Consider the following 16,041-nt stretch of genomic DNA (forward strand, 5'->3'; position numbering starts at 1 on the left):
ACACATGGGCGCCTCAACAAGCTAAGCTCAGTTCAAATTATCCCTTGCCAACGGAGAGCCGTCCACACAGGCGTCGTTAGCCGACATTCGGATCATCAGCTGCCGTACACTGCATGCACCGAGCGCGAGTTGGCAGCAGGACCGCTCAGGACGTTCGCGTCGGAACGTGGGTGCGTTTCTCTATCTCGGGCACGGGCTTGCGACCCCGGGCCTCGTTCCTGCCGCCTTCAGCAATGATATGATCGAGCACGGAGGGATAGAGCGGCTGCTCGAACTCGATGCCGACGTTGCGTTTATCTATCCATTTTACCTGCGCAGCGAGGGGCCCGATCGAGCCGATCCGGATGGTGATGGCGTTGCCCTTCTGGACGCGTCCGACCAGATCGGAAAACTGGCAACCATATTCGGAGAGATCCTTGATCGCGACATTGAAGCCCATGCCGGTGCCCTTGCGATAGCGCCCGAGCACGGCGATCGAGTATCTTTTTTCTCTGCGTAGATCCATTCGCCCACTCCGGCAGTATTTGCCCAATGTGATTGCGAAACCCGAATTGTGTTTATTCTGCTGGTAAACGGATAGGGCGGAATCGTTTACGAATGGCTAAAGCAAGGGTGCGATCACTCCGCCGCTTCACGCCCGTCTTCCGCCGAACTTCCGATCTGAGCGACGTCTTCGGCATTGTAGCGCGGTGTCGACTCGACTTTCGGCACTTCCTCGATTTCCCGCTTGCCGATCTCGATCCCCTTCTCGTGCAGGCGCCGCCCGGCTGACAGGACATTGCGCTCGAAACTGCCGACGAACTTGTTGTAATTGTTGACTGCGGTTTCCAGCCCGCCACCGACGCGCTTCATGTGTTCGGCGGCGACGGCGAGACGATCGTAAAGCTCCGCCCCGGCCTTGCCGATTTCCACCGCCTCGCGGGCGATCGTATCCTGCCGCCAGACCTGCGCCACCGTGCGCGCAATGGCGACGAGATTTGTCGGAGTTGCGAGCAACACCTTGTTACGGAAGGCGAAATCCCACAGCTCGGGATCGTGTTCGAGCGCCGCGGCAACGAAATGTTCCCCCGGCACGAACATTACAACATAGTCGGGCGCGTCGTCGAACTGGCTCTGGTAGCTCTTCGATCCCAGCGTTTGGACGTGGTTGCGCATCGACTTCGCGTGCAGATCGAGATGCCGCACGCGCTCCTCGTCGCCCTCTGCCTCGAAAGCCGCCTGATAGGCGTTGAGCGAGACCTTGGCGTCGATCACCAGCTTCTTCTGGCCCGGTACGTTCACGATGGCATCGGGACGCAAGCGGCCTTCATCGGTCGAAACTGAGTGTTCGAGGATATAATCGGTATGTTCGCTCAGCCCGCACTGTTCGAGCACGTTCTGCAGCGCACGTTCGCCCCAGCGCCCCCGCGCCTTGGGGGCATTGGTCAGCGAATTGCCCAGCCGCTGCGCTTCGCGCCGGACCTCTTCCTGCCCGCGCTGCATTTCGGTGATCTGCTGGTAGAGCCGCCCGAAGGCATCGGTGCGTTTCTCCTCCAGCGCGGCCACCTGCTTCTCGTAGGCTTCGAGACGTTTGCCGACCGGGTCGAGCAGGGCCTTCAGCTTTTCTTCGGACGTTTTTTCCGAATGGCCGAACCGCTCGGTTGCGCTGGCGAGAAATTTCTCCTGCGCCGCGCCGAGTACCTTGGCGCCCGTATTCTCGAACTCCTTGACGAGGTTGACGCGCGATTCCTCAAGCAGGCGCTTCTGTTCCTCGAATCCGGCGCGTTCGGCCTTGAGCGCGGAGAGTTCCTCGCGCGCCTTGTCCAGCGTTTCCGCCAGTGTATCGGCGCGCGCGGCTCGTTCGGACATGGTCGCCAGTTCGGGAGCCATGCGGGCGAGCTTGTCGGAAAGGTCTTTCGCCTCCGCATCGCGCTCGGCATGGCGCGCCTGCCAATCGGCAGCCGGAGCCGAGCCAAACCGATGGCCGAGGAAATAGCCCAGGCCGAGGCCAAGGATCAGCGCGATGATGGCGAGAAGTGAGGGGTCCATCCCGCCACACTAGAAGGAACGGAGAGGGAACACCAGAGGCTGGCTCGTAACTTCCCACAAACGTCATCCCAGCGAAAGCCGGGAACTTCCTCGACGAGGCGATTGGGCCGATAGCTATCCCAGCTTTCGCTGGGATGACGGGCTTGCCTACGCCGCTTCGCGCAGCTTCCGCAGCTTCTTCAGAGCCATGTTGCGCTTCAGACGCGAAAGATGGTCGATGAAGAGAATGCCTTCGAGGTGGTCCATCTCGTGCTGGAGGCAGGTGGCCATCAGCCCGTCCAGATCTTCCTCGTGCGTTTCGCCCTCTAGGTCCTGATAGCGCACGCGGCAGGTCGCCGGACGGTCCACATCGGCGAAGATGTCGGGAACCGAGAGGCAGCCTTCCTGATAGGTCGCCAGTTCTTCCGCCGGATCCAGAATCTCGGGGTTTATGAAGACCCGCGGTTCCTTCTTGGTCGGATAATGGACGTGTTCGTGGCCGCCGTGGTTGCAGACTTCGCCCTCGGCTTCCTCGTCTTCGGGCTGGAGGTCGATCACGAGCACGCGCTTGGGCACGCCGACCTGGATTGCGGCGAGACCGATACCGGGCGCATCATACATGGTTTCGAACATGTCGGAGACGAGTTCGCGCAGTTCGTCGTCGAACTCCGTTACAGGTTCGGACACGACCTTGAGCCGGGGATCCGGCACTTCGAGGATTTCACGGATAGCCATGAAGGGTCAAATAGTCGCGAAATCGGCGATTTTCAATCAAATTGGGACGGTCAGAGTGATCGACTAGCCGAGCGGCCTGCGAGCTCTCAAGGCCTGCGCAAGGGTCCCCTCATCCAGGTAATCCAGTTCCCCGCCCACCGGCAGACCGTGGGCCAGCTGGGTAATTCTCACGGGAAAGCCCTCCAGCCGCTCGGCAAGGTAATGCGCTGTGGTCTGCCCTTCGAGTGTGGCATTCATCGCGAGCACGACCTCGTCCACCCCGCCTTTTTCCACGCGCGACAGCAGGCTGGCGATGTTGAGATCCTCGGGCCGGATGCCATCCAGCGCGGAGAGCTTGCCGCCGAGCACATGATACCTGCCGGTGAAGAGCTTCGCCCGGTCGAGCGCCCATAGATCCGCCACATCCTCCACCACGCACAGCCCCTTGCCATCACGACGCGGATCGGCGCAGATTCCGCAGGGATTGGTGGTATCGACATTGCCGCAGGTGCTGCATTCGACCAGCGTATCGCCAACCGTCGCGAGCGCTTCGAGCAAGGCGGGCAGTGCGCTTTCGCGGCGCTTGACCAGCCACAGCACGGCACGTCGTGCGCTGCGTGGGCCGAGGCCGGGAAGGCGGGCCAGCGCAGAAGCGAGCGTTTCGATTTCTTGTGAGGCCATCGCGCTTTGTTAGAAATCCGTTCGGGCTGAGCTTGTCGAAGCCCTGCACTTTCTTATAGCGCTGCACAAGAAGTGAAGTACGGCCGTTGACCTTTGGCCAGCTTCGCTTCCGACAAGCTCAGGGCGAACGGAGGTATCGGTTGCGCATAATCTTCATGGGATCGCCGGAATTTGCCGTGCCGACGCTGCAGGCTCTGGTCGATGCTGCGCATGAGGTGATCTGCGTCTACACCCAGCCGCCCCGCCCGGGCGGAAGGCGAGGCAAGGAACTGACGAAAACTCCCGTGCACCAACTGGCCGAGCGGCTTGGTATCGAGGTCCGTCATCCCACCTCGCTCAAATCGGCCGAGGAGCAGGAGAAATTCGCCGCGCTCGATCCCGATGTGGCAGTGGTGGCAGCCTATGGATTGATCCTCCCCCAGCCGATTCTCGATGCGCCGAAGCGTGGCTGTCTCAACGTCCATGCCTCTTTGCTGCCCGCATGGCGCGGAGCTGCGCCGATTCACCGCTCCATCATGGCGGGCGACGAACTGACAGGGGTGACGATCATGCAGATGGAGGCCGGACTCGACACCGGCCCGATGCTTGCCACAGTGCGCACGCCGGTTGAGGACAAGACCACGGGCGAATTGACCGAGGAGCTGGCAGAACTGGGCGCGCAGCTTATGGTCGGCACGCTGATCGATCTCGATGCACTGCATGCGGTGGAACAGGACGACGAAGCAGCGACCTATGCGAAGAAGATCGACAAGGCCGAGGCGCGGATCGACTGGTCGCGGCCTGCTGCGGAAGTAGTTCGCCATATCCACGGTCTCTCTCCTTTCCCCGGCGCATGGTTCGAAATGGAAGGGCTGCGCGTGAAGGTGCTGCGCGCCGAATTGGCGGAAGCTTCTGGTGAGGCGGGAACAGTGCTCGATGGCGACCTGGCCATCGCCTGCGGTGAAGGAGCCATCCGCCCCGCCCGCCTCCAGCGCGCAGGCAAGCCCGCGATGGATCTGGCGGAATTCCTGCGCGGCAATGCAATCGAAAAAGGCGCGCACCTCACGTGACCCGCTTCGCGCTCACTCTGGAATTCGACGGTACGCCCTTCTTCGGTTTGCAGCGGCAGGACAACGGTCCGAGCGTGCAGCAATCGCTCGAGGAGGCAGCCTTTCGCGTCACGGGCGAGGATGTCCGCCTCCATAGTGCGGGCCGTACCGATACAGGGGTCCACGCGCTCGCCATGCGCAGCCACATGGATATCGAGAAGGACATCGCCCCCTTTCGCCTGATGGAAGCGCTCAATGCGCAGGTCCGGCCGGACCCGATCGCGGTGACACATTGCGAGATCGTGCCCGACGACTGGCACGCACGGTTTTCCTGCACCGGGCGCAGCTATGTTTACCGCATCGCCAACCGCCGTGCACCGCTGACGCTGGAGCGCAACCGGCTGTGGCAGGTCCCGCAGGAACTCGACCACGAAGCGATGGACCGCGCCGCCAGGGCGCTCGTGGGCCTCCACGATTTTACCACCTTCCGCTCTGTTCAGTGCCAGTCGCAGAGTCCGATCAAGACACTGGACCGGCTCGATGTAGAACGGGAGGGCCAAGAAGTGCGCATCCACGCCGCCGCGCGCAGTTTCCTCCATCATCAGGTACGTTCGATGGTCGGCTGCCTCGCGCTGGTCGGCATGGGCCGCTGGCGCGAGGAGCAGTTGGCCGAGGCACTGGAGGCGAAGGATCGGCAGGCTCTCGGCCTCAACGCGCCACCCCACGGCCTCTATTTCGTCGAGGCGACATATCCGGAAGATGCATGACGTAACGGCACCCTAGCCAAGCCTGTTTTCGAGGCGTAGCGAAGCCCGGAACAGGTTTCGTAAAGCAACGAAAGGGAATTCCGATGACCACCGGCAAGCAGCTTTTCACCACGCTGACAAGCGACGGGACGCTCACCCTCGCGATAGAGGAGGTCACCTTCCCCGACCCGACCGGCAACCAGATATTGGTCAAGATGGAAGCCGCCCCCATCAACCCTTCCGATCTCGCGATTCTCACTGGCGCGGCAGATTTCGAGAATGCCGAATATTCGCCGGGCAAGGTCGTTGCCAAGATGCCCGAACCTTTCAATTCGGGCCAGAAATCGCGCCACGGTCAGAAGCTTCCCGCGGGCAACGAAGGCGCGGGCACAGTGATAGCCACGGGTGACAGCGACATGGCCAAGGCGCTCATGGGCAAACGCGTTGCCTGTGTCCCTGGAAATGCTTTCAGCCAGTATGCCATCGCCGACGCAGCCATGTGCCTGCCGTTGGGCGAGCATAGCGCCGAAGCGGGGGCGTCCAGCTTCGTCAATCCGATGACCGCGCTCGGCTTCGTCGAGAACGCCAAGGCAGATGGCCAGAAGGCGATCCTCCACACCGTCGGTGCGTCGAACCTCGGCCAGATGCTCAACCGCATTTGCCTCGAGGATGGGATCGACCTCGTCAACATAGTGCGCAAGGACGACCAGGCCGAACTGCTGAAATCGCAGGGCGCGAAGCATGTCGTCAATTCCTCGGATGGCGATTTCATGGACCAGCTTCGCAGTGCCATTGCGGAAACGGGTGCATTTTACGGCTTCGATCCTATCAGCGGCGGACAGATGGTCGATAGTTGCTTCAAGGCGATGGAGCAGGTCGCCGTCTCGCAGATGAGCGAATATTCACGCTATGGCTCCAACCAGCACAAGCGCATGTTCATCTATGGCCGTCTTGATTTCGGACCGACCATATTGACGCCTGCCTATGGCTTCGGCTGGACCTTGTCGGGCTGGCTGCTGACGCCTTTCCTCCAGAATGCCGGCATGGAAACAGTCATGCGGATGAGGAAGCGCGTGCTCGACAATCTGACCACCACTTTTGCCAGCAATTACAAAACCAGGGTCGACCTGGAAGGCATGCTGACCAAGGACGCGATCCTCGACTATCGCCAGATGAAAACCGGCGAGAAATATCTCGTTACGCCAAACGGCTGAGCTAGCGGCGGTCGAATTTCTTCTGGATGGCGGCGGGGTCGGTGATCCCGTTCGCCAGCAGAAGTTGCAGCAGGATCCGCGCCTTTTGCGGATTGAGCGCCCGCGCGGCGACGAAGCCATTCTCCGCGTCTTCGGGCTCGAGATCGACCAGGCCTTCGTCGGCGCGGCTGGCACGCACCACTGGCAGACCCCGCCTGACCTGAACTTTCAGCGCCTCACGAACTTCCTCGGGCATATTGCCCTCACCCACGCCTGCCACAACGATGCCGCGCGTCGCCTGCCCCACCTGCCGCCCGACGCTCGTAGCCTCCAGACCGGCATAGGCATATATGATGGCGACCTCCGGCAAGGTGTCCGACCATTCGAATGAAGTGGCGCTGCCCTGCCGCCACGGCGCACCGAACCATTCAAGGCTAGACGGAGTTACGAGAGCTATGGATTCGCGCGGGAAGCCGCGGAATGCCTCTGTCCCGCGTGTCCTGACCTTGCGCACATCGCGCGCGGCGAACACGCGGTCGCCCATGACCACCAGCACTCCCCGTCCCGATGCGTCTGGATCGCTTGCGACGCGCACGGCATTGGCAAAATTCCGCAAGCCATCGTAGCCGACGGCATCGGCGGGCCGCATCGCGCCCACAACGACTACAGGTTTGTCGGCGGGCAGCGTCAGATCGAGAAGAAAAGCGGTTTCTTCCAGCGTATCGGTGCCGTGGGTCACGATTACGCCGGCGCATGATTCTTCGGCCAGCGCTTCCATTATCGCGGGGTGGAGCGCATTCCAGACCTCCGGCCCAATGTCCGCCGAATCGATATTGGCGATTTGCCTGCCGGACAATTCGGCTTCGAGCCCGAGCCCGCCGACCTTTTCGAGGTAATCCTCGATGCCGATTTCACCCGCACGGTAATCCTTGGCGATGGCAGATCCGGCGATTCCCGCGATGGTGCCGCCTGTGGCGAGGACTGTAAGCCTGGTCGTCATGACGAAGCGCGATAGCGGCAATTGATTTTCCCGTCACGCACGCTATGTGGCGCTCTCCCGACACCGGTTGGGGCGCTTAGCTCAGTTGGTAGAGCATCTCGTTTACACCGAGAGGGTCGGCGGTTCGAGCCCGTCAGCGCCCACCATTTCACTCGAAGCGCAAGGCTTCGTCGATCGCGGTGCGGGCTTCCTCGCTCGACCAGTCGTAATCGCCCCGCACCCGCCAGACTTCCTGCCCCAGCGCGTTGTAAAGCACGGTCGTGGGAAGCGCGGTATCGCCCAGTGCGAAGCTCAGCTCTGCGTCCGGGTCCATCCATGAACCGAGATACTCGAACTGGTTTTGTGCGAAGAATTCCGCGACCTTGTCCTCACCGCCCATGTCCTGACTGGCGGTGATAACGCGCATTCTGCCTTCGTAGTCGCCCGCCAGATCGTCGAGCAGCGGCATTTCCTTCACGCAGGGGGCGCACCAGGTCGCCCACAAATTGAGCAAGACCGGGGTTCCCTGCACTGCCCCAAGATTGAGTTCCCGCCCGTCGAGATCGCGTAAATTCGATGCAGGCATGAGCTCTCCCGCCATGCTGCGATCGATTTCGCCGCTTGTCGGTGCCGAAGCACCGTTTTCTTGCGCCTCTTCCGGCGCGCTCCTATCGCAGGCCGCAACGAAAAGACCGAGGACACAGGCAAACGTGAGCGACAAGCGGGACAATTCGGGCTCCAACAGCATGTGGGGCGGAAGGTTCGCCGAAGGACCTAGCGCCATCATGCGTGAAATCAACGCCTCGATCCCATTCGACAAGGCGCTGTGGCGCGAGGATATCTCCGGGAGCCGGGCGCATGTCGCGATGCTGGCGAAGCAGGGTATCGTGAGCGAGCCGGATGCGAAGGCAATCGATGAAGGCCTCCAGCAAGTGGCTGCGGAATACGAGCGTGACGGGGTGCCCGTGGATTGGGATCTCGAAGACATCCACATGACCGTTGAATCCCGCCTTACCGAGATTATCGGCCCGGTTGCCGGACGCCTCCATACCGCGCGCAGCCGCAACGACCAGGTGGCAACCGATTTCCGCATGTGGGCGCGCAGCGCAATGCAGCGCGCCATCGCCGGTATCGACGCTGTCCTTTCCGCTCTGATCGAACGGGCCGACGAACACGCCGCCAGCATCATGCCCGGTTTCACACACCTCCAGACGGCGCAGCCCGTGACGCTCGGCCATCATATGCTCGCCTATTTCGAGATGCTGGTGCGCGACCGTTCGCGCTTTGCCGACGCGCTGGATCGGATGGACGAATGCCCGCTGGGTTCGGCTGCACTGGCCGGAACGGGCTTCGATCTCGATCGTGAAATGACGGCGGAGGCGCTGGGTTTCGCTCGGCCCACCCGCAACAGTCTCGATGCTGTCTCCGACCGGGACTTCGCGCTCGATTACCTGATGGCGGCAAGCCAGTGCTCGCTCCACCTCAGCCGTCTCGCCGAGGAATTCATTATCTGGGCGAGCCAGCCTTTCGGCTTCGTCAAATTGCCCGATATCCTCTCCACCGGCAGCAGCATCATGCCGCAAAAACGCAACCCCGATGCAGCCGAACTGGTGCGTGGCCATGCCGGGCGGATAATCGGCTGCGCTACCAGCCTGATGGTCACGATGAAGGGGCTTCCGCTCGCCTATTCGAAGGATATGCAGGACGACAAGCCGCCGGTCTTCGAGGCTGCGAGCCTGCTCGATCTCAGCCTCGCCGCGATGGCAGGCATGGTGGCCGATAGCGGGTTCGACACGGCAAGGATGCGCAAGGCGGCAGAGGCGGGCCACGCGACTGCAACGGACTTGGCCGACTGGCTCGTCCGGCAGGCCGACATCCCGTTCCGCGAGGCACATCACATTACCGGCGCTGCGGTAAAACTGGCAGATCAGAAGGGCGTTGCGCTCGATGGACTATCTCTCGAAGATCTTAAGAGGATCGATAATCGCATCGACGAACGCGTCTTCGATGCGCTCTCCGTCGATGCTTCCGTGGCGGCCCGGTCTTCCTATGGTGGGACTGCGCCGGTCCGTGTTAGGGAGCAGGTCGAAGCCGCCCGCAAGCGGTTGAAGGAGTTCTGATCGACATGCGCAAAATCGCTGCCCTTGGTCTTGCCATCGCGCTCACCGCTTGCGGCCAGAAGGCCGAACTGACGCCGGTTGCGGGCGAGACATTGCCGCCCAAACCCTATGGTGCAGAGGTGCAGCCCGATGCGGCGGAATTGCTGGCGCTGGACCCGCAGGCTGCGCCAGACCGGTCGGTGGAACTGCGCACCCGTTCCGAAGAGCGCGAGGACGATCCCTTCGACCTCCCGCCCGAGTGAATTTCCGGTCGCAAAGCACAGCTTGTTAGACTTCGCGCCCCGGATTCGGCAGAGGCGCAGGCATGGACCATTTCCAGCTTCGTGACGGCATCCTGCACGCCGAGGATGTGCCGCTTCCCGCTATCGCCGACGAGGTCGGCACCCCTGTCTATGTCTATTCCCGCGCCACGCTGGTACGCCATGCCCGCGTATTCCGCGATGCCCTTTCGGGCCTCAAGGATCCGCACATCGCCTTTGCGGTGAAAGCCAATCCGAACCTTGCCGTACTGCGTGTGCTGGCAAACGAAGGTTACGGTGCCGACGTGGTTTCCGGCGGCGAGCTGACCCGTGCGCTGGCTGCGGGCATGAAGCCGGAGGACATCGTTTTTTCCGGTGTCGGAAAGACCCATGCGGAACTCCAGCAAGGTCTCGAACAGGAGATCGGCCAGTTCAACATAGAGAGCGAGGAAGAGGGCTACGAACTCGCCGCGATCGCGCGGCGCTTCGGCAAGCAGGCGGCCTGCGCCCTGCGGGTAAATCCCGATGTCGATGCGCGCACGCATGAAAAGATTTCGACCGGCAAGCGCGAAAACAAGTTCGGCGTTCCGCTTGATCGGGCCACGGAAATCTACACCGCTCTGGCAAAGGAAGACGGGCTCGATATGCGCTGCATCGCGGTGCATATCGGCAGCCAGTTGGCCGATCTCGAACCGCTGGAAACGGCCTTCGGCAAGGTCGGCGCGCTGATTGCCGAATTGCGCAATGCGGGATGCAGCGTGACCCATGCCGATCTCGGCGGAGGGCTCGGTGTACCATACAAGGCGGGCGAGGAGCTTCCCGCCCCTGCCGAATATGGCGCGATGGTGGCGCGGGTCACCAAGGACTGGGACGTGCGGCTGATGTTCGAGCCCGGCCGCGTGATTGCCGGAAATGCCGGAGTGCTGCTGACGCGGGTCGTGCGCGTGAAACGCGGGATCGAGCGGCCGTTCGTCGTGGTCGATGCCGCGATGAACGATCTGGCTCGCCCCGCCATGTATGGCGCGTGGCACGATTTCGAAGCAGTGCAGCCGACCGGCGAGAAAACGATCGCGCATATCGTCGGCCCAATCTGCGAGACCGGCGACACCTTCGCGATGGACCGCGAATGCGATGCTCTGATACCGGGCGATCTTGCCATTTTCCGCACCGCGGGCGCATATGGCGCGACCATGGCGTCCAGCTACAATTCCCGAGGGTTCGTGGCCGAGGTCCTGGTGGACGGCGACCGTCATGCCATCGTTGCCGATCGCATCCCGGCAGATGCGATCATGGACGCCGAACGCGTGCCCGACTGGCTGGAAAGCTGATGCATTCGCTGCCGCTGTTCCACCGAATCGCGGGCGAGCGGGTCGTCGTCGTCGGCTCGGGCGGGATGGCGGCAGCAAAAGTTCGCCTGGTGGAACGTGCAGGCGGGATCGTTTGCGCAGAAACCGAAGCACACCACGCGAAGCTTGCCTTCGTTGCATTGGAGGACGAGCGGGCGGCAGAGGCTGCGACCCTGCGCCTGAAACGCGCGGGGCTGCTGGTCAATGTCGCCGACCGTCCGGAATTGTGCGACTTCACGCTGCCCAGCATACTGGACCGCGAACCGGTGCTCGTCGCTATCAGCACGGGCGGAGCTTCGGCCGGATTGGCAAAGCATCTCCGGCTGCGGCTCGAGAGGCTTATCCCCCAGTCTATCGGAAATCTTGCAAGCGGGCTTTCCTCTATACGTGAAAAACTGCGTGCGCGATGGCCCGATGCCGACATGCGGCGCAGCGCGCTGGACCGGGCCCTCGAAGAAGGAGGCCCGCTCGATGTGCTCCAGGCAGAGTCCGCGTCGCGTATCGATACGTGGATAGAAACCGGTACGATGGAAGGCGAAACGTCGGTTTTCGAGTTCGTCCTGACGAGCGACGACCCTGACGACCTGACCCTGAGGCAGGCTCGACTACTGGGCAGAGCGGACACAGTGCTTCACGACCCGGCAATTCCGGAAGCCATTCTCGTGCGAGCCCGTGCCGATGCCCGGCGGTACCCCTTGCCCGATGAAGAGCCGACAAGCGGCTTGACCGTGATCCTTCGCCGGTCGATCTAGACCGCCAGCAACTCGTCCGCCGTAATTCCGACTGCTTCGAAGTAACGCGCCATGGCATCGGCTGTGGTATCATCCAGAGCGATGTGTGCACGACGACGATCGTGCGGATCGGGAATACGCACCAGCAAGCCGGCATCGACCATCTGGCTGATCCAGCGCAAACCCGTCGTCGCCGGCACCCCCGCCGCGATGCAGAGCGAAGTGACGCTGACTCTGCGCCGTTCCGACTTCGCAGCCGCAAGGTCGAGCAAAATGTCCCAGGCCGGGTCGGCAAACAGTTCGGCATCGAAAAACTTTGCCCGTGCCTGTCGCGCCTGGATTATCCTGCGAATACGATCCCCCGGCGGGAGGCGGGGAGGCTTTTCACGCGACGCGGAATATTCTTCTCCCTGCTGCGCGAAAGCCTGGGTTGGCGATTCGAACCGGAATGGCCCACCCCCCTCTCGCTGGCCCGGTGACAGACTTTCGAGCCGTTCGGCAATCTTGCTCATCTGTTCGGTCAGGCGGAGGAGCATCAGCCGGTCTTCCTCGGCCAGTTCGCGCAGCCGCAAATTGGGTACATGGGCAAGCACGCGGCCAATCGCGATTACCCTTTCCGCACGACAGGGATCGACGAGTATTTGTGCGCCCGACATCGCGAAACAGCCGAATACGGCATCGAGCGATGCCATCGTGGTCGAGACGACGATGTGCGCACCCGACTTGCCTGCACGCATATCGAGCCGCGAAAGCAGCGCGACGGCGGCAGCATCCGCCTCTGCGCAATCCACCAGCACCAGATCGCCCAGTGCACCTGACGCGCCAGACGCGAACTCATCGAGGCTGCAGCATTCCAGAATCCGGAATCCGGCAGCTTCGGCATCTTCGCGCAACTGCCCCCTTACCGTGTCCCGATCGGCCAGAATCGTTATCGCCAGCTGAAAACCGGCGCTGTCAAAAACAGGTTCATAGGTGAAATCGGCCTGCATCGAATCGAGCTCCTTCACGTCAGTTCGGAACTTAGTGAGAACAAAGAGGGAACATATCAAGAATATGGAGAGACCGACGGATGCTCCACTGGGGTGTCTCTCACAGTCGATCCCGGATCGCTCGCCTTCCGCCGAAAAAGCGATTAGGGCGCACTCCATGCACTTCCTCGACCAGGCAAAAATCTACCTCAAGTCCGGCGGAGGCGGCCCCGGCGCCGTCAGCTTCCGGCGTGAGAAGTATATTGAATACGGCGGCCCGGACGGCGGCAATGGCGGCAAGGGCGGTGACATTGTATTTCGTGCCGTTCAGGGCCTCAATACGCTGATCGATTTCCGCTATTCGCAGCATTTCAAGGCGCAGCGAGGGAAGCACGGCATGGGCCGTGACCGTACCGGCGCAGGCGCGCCCGATCTCGTTATCGAAGTGCCGGTCGGCACGCAGGTCCTATCCGAGGACAAGGAAGAAATCCTCGCCGATTTTACCGAAGTCGGGCAGGAAGTGGTCTTCCTCGAAGGCGGTATGGGCGGCCGCGGCAACGCCAGCTACAAGAGCAGCACCAACCGTGCCCCTCGCCAGCACCAGCCCGGCGTTCCGGGTGAGGAAATGTGGGTCTGGCTGCGGCTCAAGCTGCTGGCGGATGTGGGGCTGCTGGGACTGCCCAATGCAGGCAAGAGCACCTTCATCAACCAGGTGACGAATACCAAGGCCAAGGTGGGTGATTATGCATTCACTACCTTGGTGCCCAAGCTGGGCGTAGTGCGCCACAAGGGCCGCGAATTCGTGCTCGCCGATATTCCAGGCCTGATCGAAGGCGCGGCAGAAGGCGCAGGTATCGGTGACCGTTTCCTTGGCCATATCGAACGCTGCCGTGTCCTGATCCACCTGATCGATATCGCGGGCGAGAATCCGGCCGACGCGTATCGTACGGTCAATTCCGAGCTGGAAGCTTACGGCGCGGGACTTCTCGACAAGCCGCAACTGGTCGCGCTCAACAAGCTCGACCTTGCCGACGAGGAACTGGGCAAGGCCTTCGCCGACGAATTGCTGGAAGCAGGGGCGGAAAAGGTCTTCTCCATCTCGGGAGCCACGGGCTCGGGCATCGAGGAGTTGCTCGATGCAATTCTGAGCTATCTGCCCGACCGCACTTCGACCGAAACCCATGCGGAAGAAGTCGAAGACGAGGACGAAGCTCCTGACTGGTCGCCCATCTGACCGCATGACAATCGAGACACTCTCCGGACTCGTCGGGACAAAGCGTCTCGTGATCAAGGTCGGCTCGGCGTTGCTGATCGAAGGAGGTGAGGCGCGGTCGGACTGGCTGGCGACACTTGCCGGAGAAATTGCCGACCTGAGGAAGCGCGGGACACAAGTGATCGTGGTGTCCTCGGGCGCAATCGCTCTTGGCGCTGCCAGGCTTGGCCTGACGAAAGGCGGGCGAGGTAGCCTCGCCGATGCACAGGCCGCGGCCTCTGTAGGGCAAGTCGAATTGGCACGCCTGTGGTCCGAAATGTTCGGCAGGCACGATATCGTCGCAGCCCAGATGCTGGTGACACTTGGCGATCTTGAAGATCGTCGGCGCTATCTCAACGCTTCGGCAACGCTGGACCGCTTGATCGAGGCGGGAGCGATCCCTGTGGTCAACGAGAACGACAGTGTCGCGACGGAAGAGATCCGGTTCGGAGACAATGATCGGCTGGCGGCGCGTGTTGCTCAGGCAGCGCAGGCAGATGCCGTGCTGCTCCTTTCCGACGTAGACGGCCTATATGATCGTGATCCGAAGGAGCCGGGTGCAGAACTCGTCGCCATCGTCGAGGGTGTCACTCCCAAAATCATCGCCATGGCGACAAGGGAATCCTCGTCGGGCCTGGGCTCGGGCGGGATGCTGGCTAAGCTGCAGGCAGCGCGAATTGCCGAGCGTGCCGGGATTGCGCTTGCCATCATCAACGGCAAGCACGATGCGCCTATAACCGAGGCGGTGAATGCCAACCGCGGAACGCTGTTCCTTCCGCAGGGTGACGAGAACGCGCGCAAGGCATGGCTGTCGGGGCGGCTGGCCCCTGCCGGTGTGCTCAGCGTAGATGAGGGCTGCACCAAGGCGCTGGCGAATGGCGCCAGCCTGCTCGCTGCTGGCCTTACCGATGTGGAAGGCGACTTCCGGCGCGGCGACCTCGTCGCGATCTTCGGTGCCAAGGGCGAACGGCTCGGCCAGGGTCTCGTCGAATATACTGCCGCCGAATGCCGCGCCATTCTGGGCCTTCGCGAGGAAGAACAGGCCGAGAGGCTTGGCTACGCACCGCGTGCGGCGATTGTTCACCGCGATCATATGGTGCGCGGATGATTATTGCCCTGACCGGGGCGACGGGCTTCGTCGGTCAGGCCGTGCTCGATGCCGCAGCGCGTCAGGGTGTGGAAGTCCGGGCGCTGACCCGCCGCGCGCAAAAGCCGCGCGCAGGAGTGACATGGATCGAAGGAAGTCTGTCCGATAATGCATCGCTGGCGCGACTGGTCGAAGGCGTAGACAGCGTCGTCCATGTCGCCGGACTGACAAATACCTCCGACCCGCGAGAATTCGAGATCGCCAATGTGGAAGGTACGACTGCGCTGCTGAACACCCTGCGTTCCAGCCCGATGAAGCGCTTCATTTTCACCTCTTCGCTGTCTGCACGAGAACCGAAGCTGTCGCTCTACGGCGCATCCAAGGCGAAAGCGGAAGCCTATGTCGAAACCAGCGGACTCGATTGGACCATCGTGCGCCCCCCCGCAGTTTACGGCCCGCGCGACAAGGATATGTTCGAGCTGTTCCGTACGGCCAAATACGGCATCGTACCGGTACCGCCCAGGGGTCACACATCGCTCATCCATGTCGACGATCTTGCAGAATGCCTGCTTGCGCTCGCTCTTGATGGGGTCGCTACGGGTGCCACACTGGAACCGGACGACGGACGCAGCGGCGGCTATGAACACGGGGAGCTGGCAAAGCTGATTGGCAACGCCGTGGGGAAGAAGGTCCTTGCTCCGCACCTACCCAAGGTGCTGCTCGCGCTTGCCGCCCGCTCGGATCGTCTGATCCGCGGGAGCCGGGCCAAGCTCACTCCCGACAGGGTCGGATACATCGTCCATCCCGACTGGGTTTGCCGCCCGGAACGCGCCGTTCCAGCTGGTATCTGGACGCCGCGCATCGACGGTCCCGAAGGCCTGGCATCCACCGCGCGCTGGTACAGAGACGAGGGCTGGCTCTAAACGGGGAGCGCCAAAGCTGCCCGGTGC

At 62.2% G+C, this 16,041-nt stretch carries 17 protein-coding genes and 1 tRNA gene; 11 read left to right on the plus strand and 7 right to left on the minus strand.

Annotation, left to right across the window (positions count from 1 at the left end; translation table 11 throughout):
* Window positions 1–145 precede the first annotated feature (145 nt).
* The 4 genes from K3180_RS06935 to recR all read right to left on the minus strand — a co-directional run bounded on the left by K3180_RS06935 (window position 146) and on the right by recR (window position 3,402).
* The gene (locus tag K3180_RS06935; RefSeq protein WP_221539362.1) at window positions 146–505 is read right to left on the minus strand and encodes a PilZ domain-containing protein; all 360 of its coding nucleotides are present in this window, start codon (window positions 503–505) and stop codon (window positions 146–148) included.
* Window positions 506–618: 113 nt separating this feature from the next.
* Window positions 619–2,028 (minus strand): DNA recombination protein RmuC, encoded by a 1,410-nt coding sequence (locus tag K3180_RS06940; protein WP_221539364.1) that lies wholly within the window; start codon window positions 2,026–2,028, stop codon window positions 619–621.
* A 147-nt stretch (window positions 2,029–2,175) separates the two neighbouring features.
* On the minus strand, window positions 2,176–2,742 hold the full coding sequence (locus tag K3180_RS06945) for a peptide deformylase (protein WP_221539365.1): 567 nt from the start codon (window positions 2,740–2,742) through the stop codon (window positions 2,176–2,178).
* A 63-nt stretch (window positions 2,743–2,805) separates the two neighbouring features.
* The gene (recR, locus tag K3180_RS06950; RefSeq protein WP_221539368.1) at window positions 2,806–3,402 is read right to left on the minus strand and encodes a recombination mediator RecR; all 597 of its coding nucleotides are present in this window, start codon (window positions 3,400–3,402) and stop codon (window positions 2,806–2,808) included.
* Between the two features lie 140 nt (window positions 3,403–3,542).
* On the opposite strand from recR, the gene fmt reads away from it, so the two are divergent.
* The 3 genes from fmt to K3180_RS06965 all read left to right on the plus strand — a co-directional run bounded on the left by fmt (window position 3,543) and on the right by K3180_RS06965 (window position 6,390).
* Window positions 3,543–4,451 (plus strand): methionyl-tRNA formyltransferase, encoded by a 909-nt coding sequence (gene fmt, locus K3180_RS06955; RefSeq protein ID WP_221539370.1) that lies wholly within the window; start codon window positions 3,543–3,545, stop codon window positions 4,449–4,451.
* Entirely contained in the window at window positions 4,448–5,197 is a 750-nt protein-coding gene (gene truA / locus K3180_RS06960) for a tRNA pseudouridine(38-40) synthase TruA (RefSeq protein ID WP_221539373.1), read from the plus strand. Before fmt ends, truA begins: the two co-directional genes overlap by 4 nt.
* 83 nt (window positions 5,198–5,280) lie before the next feature.
* Complete coding sequence (locus K3180_RS06965; protein ID WP_221539375.1) at window positions 5,281–6,390, plus strand: zinc-binding dehydrogenase; 1,110 nt, start codon at window positions 5,281–5,283, stop codon at window positions 6,388–6,390.
* Between the two features lies 1 nt (window position 6,391).
* Here the strand turns inward: K3180_RS06965 and K3180_RS06970 are convergent, their stop codons facing one another.
* Complete coding sequence (locus K3180_RS06970; protein WP_221539377.1) at window positions 6,392–7,369, minus strand: asparaginase; 978 nt, start codon at window positions 7,367–7,369, stop codon at window positions 6,392–6,394.
* A 70-nt stretch (window positions 7,370–7,439) separates the two neighbouring features.
* On the opposite strand from K3180_RS06970, the gene K3180_RS06975 reads away from it, so the two are divergent.
* A tRNA-Val gene (locus K3180_RS06975) sits at window positions 7,440–7,515 on the plus strand.
* A gap of 2 nt (window positions 7,516–7,517) precedes the next feature.
* On the opposite strand, the gene K3180_RS06980 is transcribed toward K3180_RS06975, so the two are convergent.
* On the minus strand, window positions 7,518–7,934 hold the full coding sequence (locus tag K3180_RS06980; RefSeq protein WP_247710388.1) for a TlpA family protein disulfide reductase: 417 nt from the start codon (window positions 7,932–7,934) through the stop codon (window positions 7,518–7,520).
* A gap of 160 nt (window positions 7,935–8,094) precedes the next feature.
* Here K3180_RS06980 and argH point away from each other — a divergent pair, with 160 nt between their 5' ends.
* The 4 genes from argH to K3180_RS07000 all read left to right on the plus strand — a co-directional run bounded on the left by argH (window position 8,095) and on the right by K3180_RS07000 (window position 11,805).
* The gene (gene argH / locus K3180_RS06985; RefSeq protein ID WP_221539613.1) at window positions 8,095–9,468 is read left to right on the plus strand and encodes an argininosuccinate lyase; all 1,374 of its coding nucleotides are present in this window, start codon (window positions 8,095–8,097) and stop codon (window positions 9,466–9,468) included.
* A gap of 5 nt (window positions 9,469–9,473) precedes the next feature.
* Complete coding sequence (locus K3180_RS06990; protein ID WP_221539380.1) at window positions 9,474–9,710, plus strand: hypothetical protein; 237 nt, start codon at window positions 9,474–9,476, stop codon at window positions 9,708–9,710.
* A gap of 62 nt (window positions 9,711–9,772) precedes the next feature.
* Entirely contained in the window at window positions 9,773–11,035 is a 1,263-nt protein-coding gene (gene lysA / locus K3180_RS06995) for a diaminopimelate decarboxylase (protein WP_221539383.1), read from the plus strand.
* Window positions 11,035–11,805 carry a precorrin-2 dehydrogenase/sirohydrochlorin ferrochelatase family protein gene (locus tag K3180_RS07000; protein ID WP_221539385.1) on the plus strand — a complete coding sequence of 257 codons (771 nt, stop codon included), beginning with the start codon at window positions 11,035–11,037 and terminating at the stop codon, window positions 11,803–11,805. The genes lysA and K3180_RS07000 overlap by 1 nt, the downstream gene beginning before the upstream one ends.
* On the opposite strand, the gene K3180_RS07005 is transcribed toward K3180_RS07000, so the two are convergent.
* Complete coding sequence (locus K3180_RS07005; RefSeq protein ID WP_221539388.1) at window positions 11,802–12,773, minus strand: MarR family winged helix-turn-helix transcriptional regulator; 972 nt, start codon at window positions 12,771–12,773, stop codon at window positions 11,802–11,804. The genes K3180_RS07000 and K3180_RS07005 overlap by 4 nt on opposite strands.
* Window positions 12,774–12,930: 157 nt before the next feature.
* Between K3180_RS07005 and obgE the strand changes: the two genes are divergently transcribed.
* From obgE to K3180_RS07020, 3 genes are read left to right on the plus strand one after another with little or no spacing between them, the layout of a single operon-like run.
* Window positions 12,931–13,986: a GTPase ObgE gene (gene obgE, locus K3180_RS07010; protein WP_221539390.1), complete on the plus strand. Its 1,056-nt coding sequence runs from the start codon at window positions 12,931–12,933 to the stop codon at window positions 13,984–13,986.
* 4 nt (window positions 13,987–13,990) lie between these two features.
* Window positions 13,991–15,112, plus strand: a complete 1,122-nt coding sequence (gene proB / locus K3180_RS07015; protein WP_221539393.1) for a glutamate 5-kinase — start codon at window positions 13,991–13,993, stop codon at window positions 15,110–15,112.
* Window positions 15,109–16,014 (plus strand): NAD-dependent epimerase/dehydratase family protein, encoded by a 906-nt coding sequence (locus K3180_RS07020; protein WP_221539395.1) that lies wholly within the window; start codon window positions 15,109–15,111, stop codon window positions 16,012–16,014. Before proB ends, K3180_RS07020 begins: the two co-directional genes overlap by 4 nt.
* Window positions 16,015–16,041: the final 27 nt, after the last annotated feature.

The sequence above is a fragment of the Qipengyuania huizhouensis genome (assembly GCF_019711635.1).
In the GTDB taxonomy this organism is placed as follows: Bacteria; Pseudomonadota; Alphaproteobacteria; order Sphingomonadales; family Sphingomonadaceae; genus Qipengyuania; species Qipengyuania huizhouensis.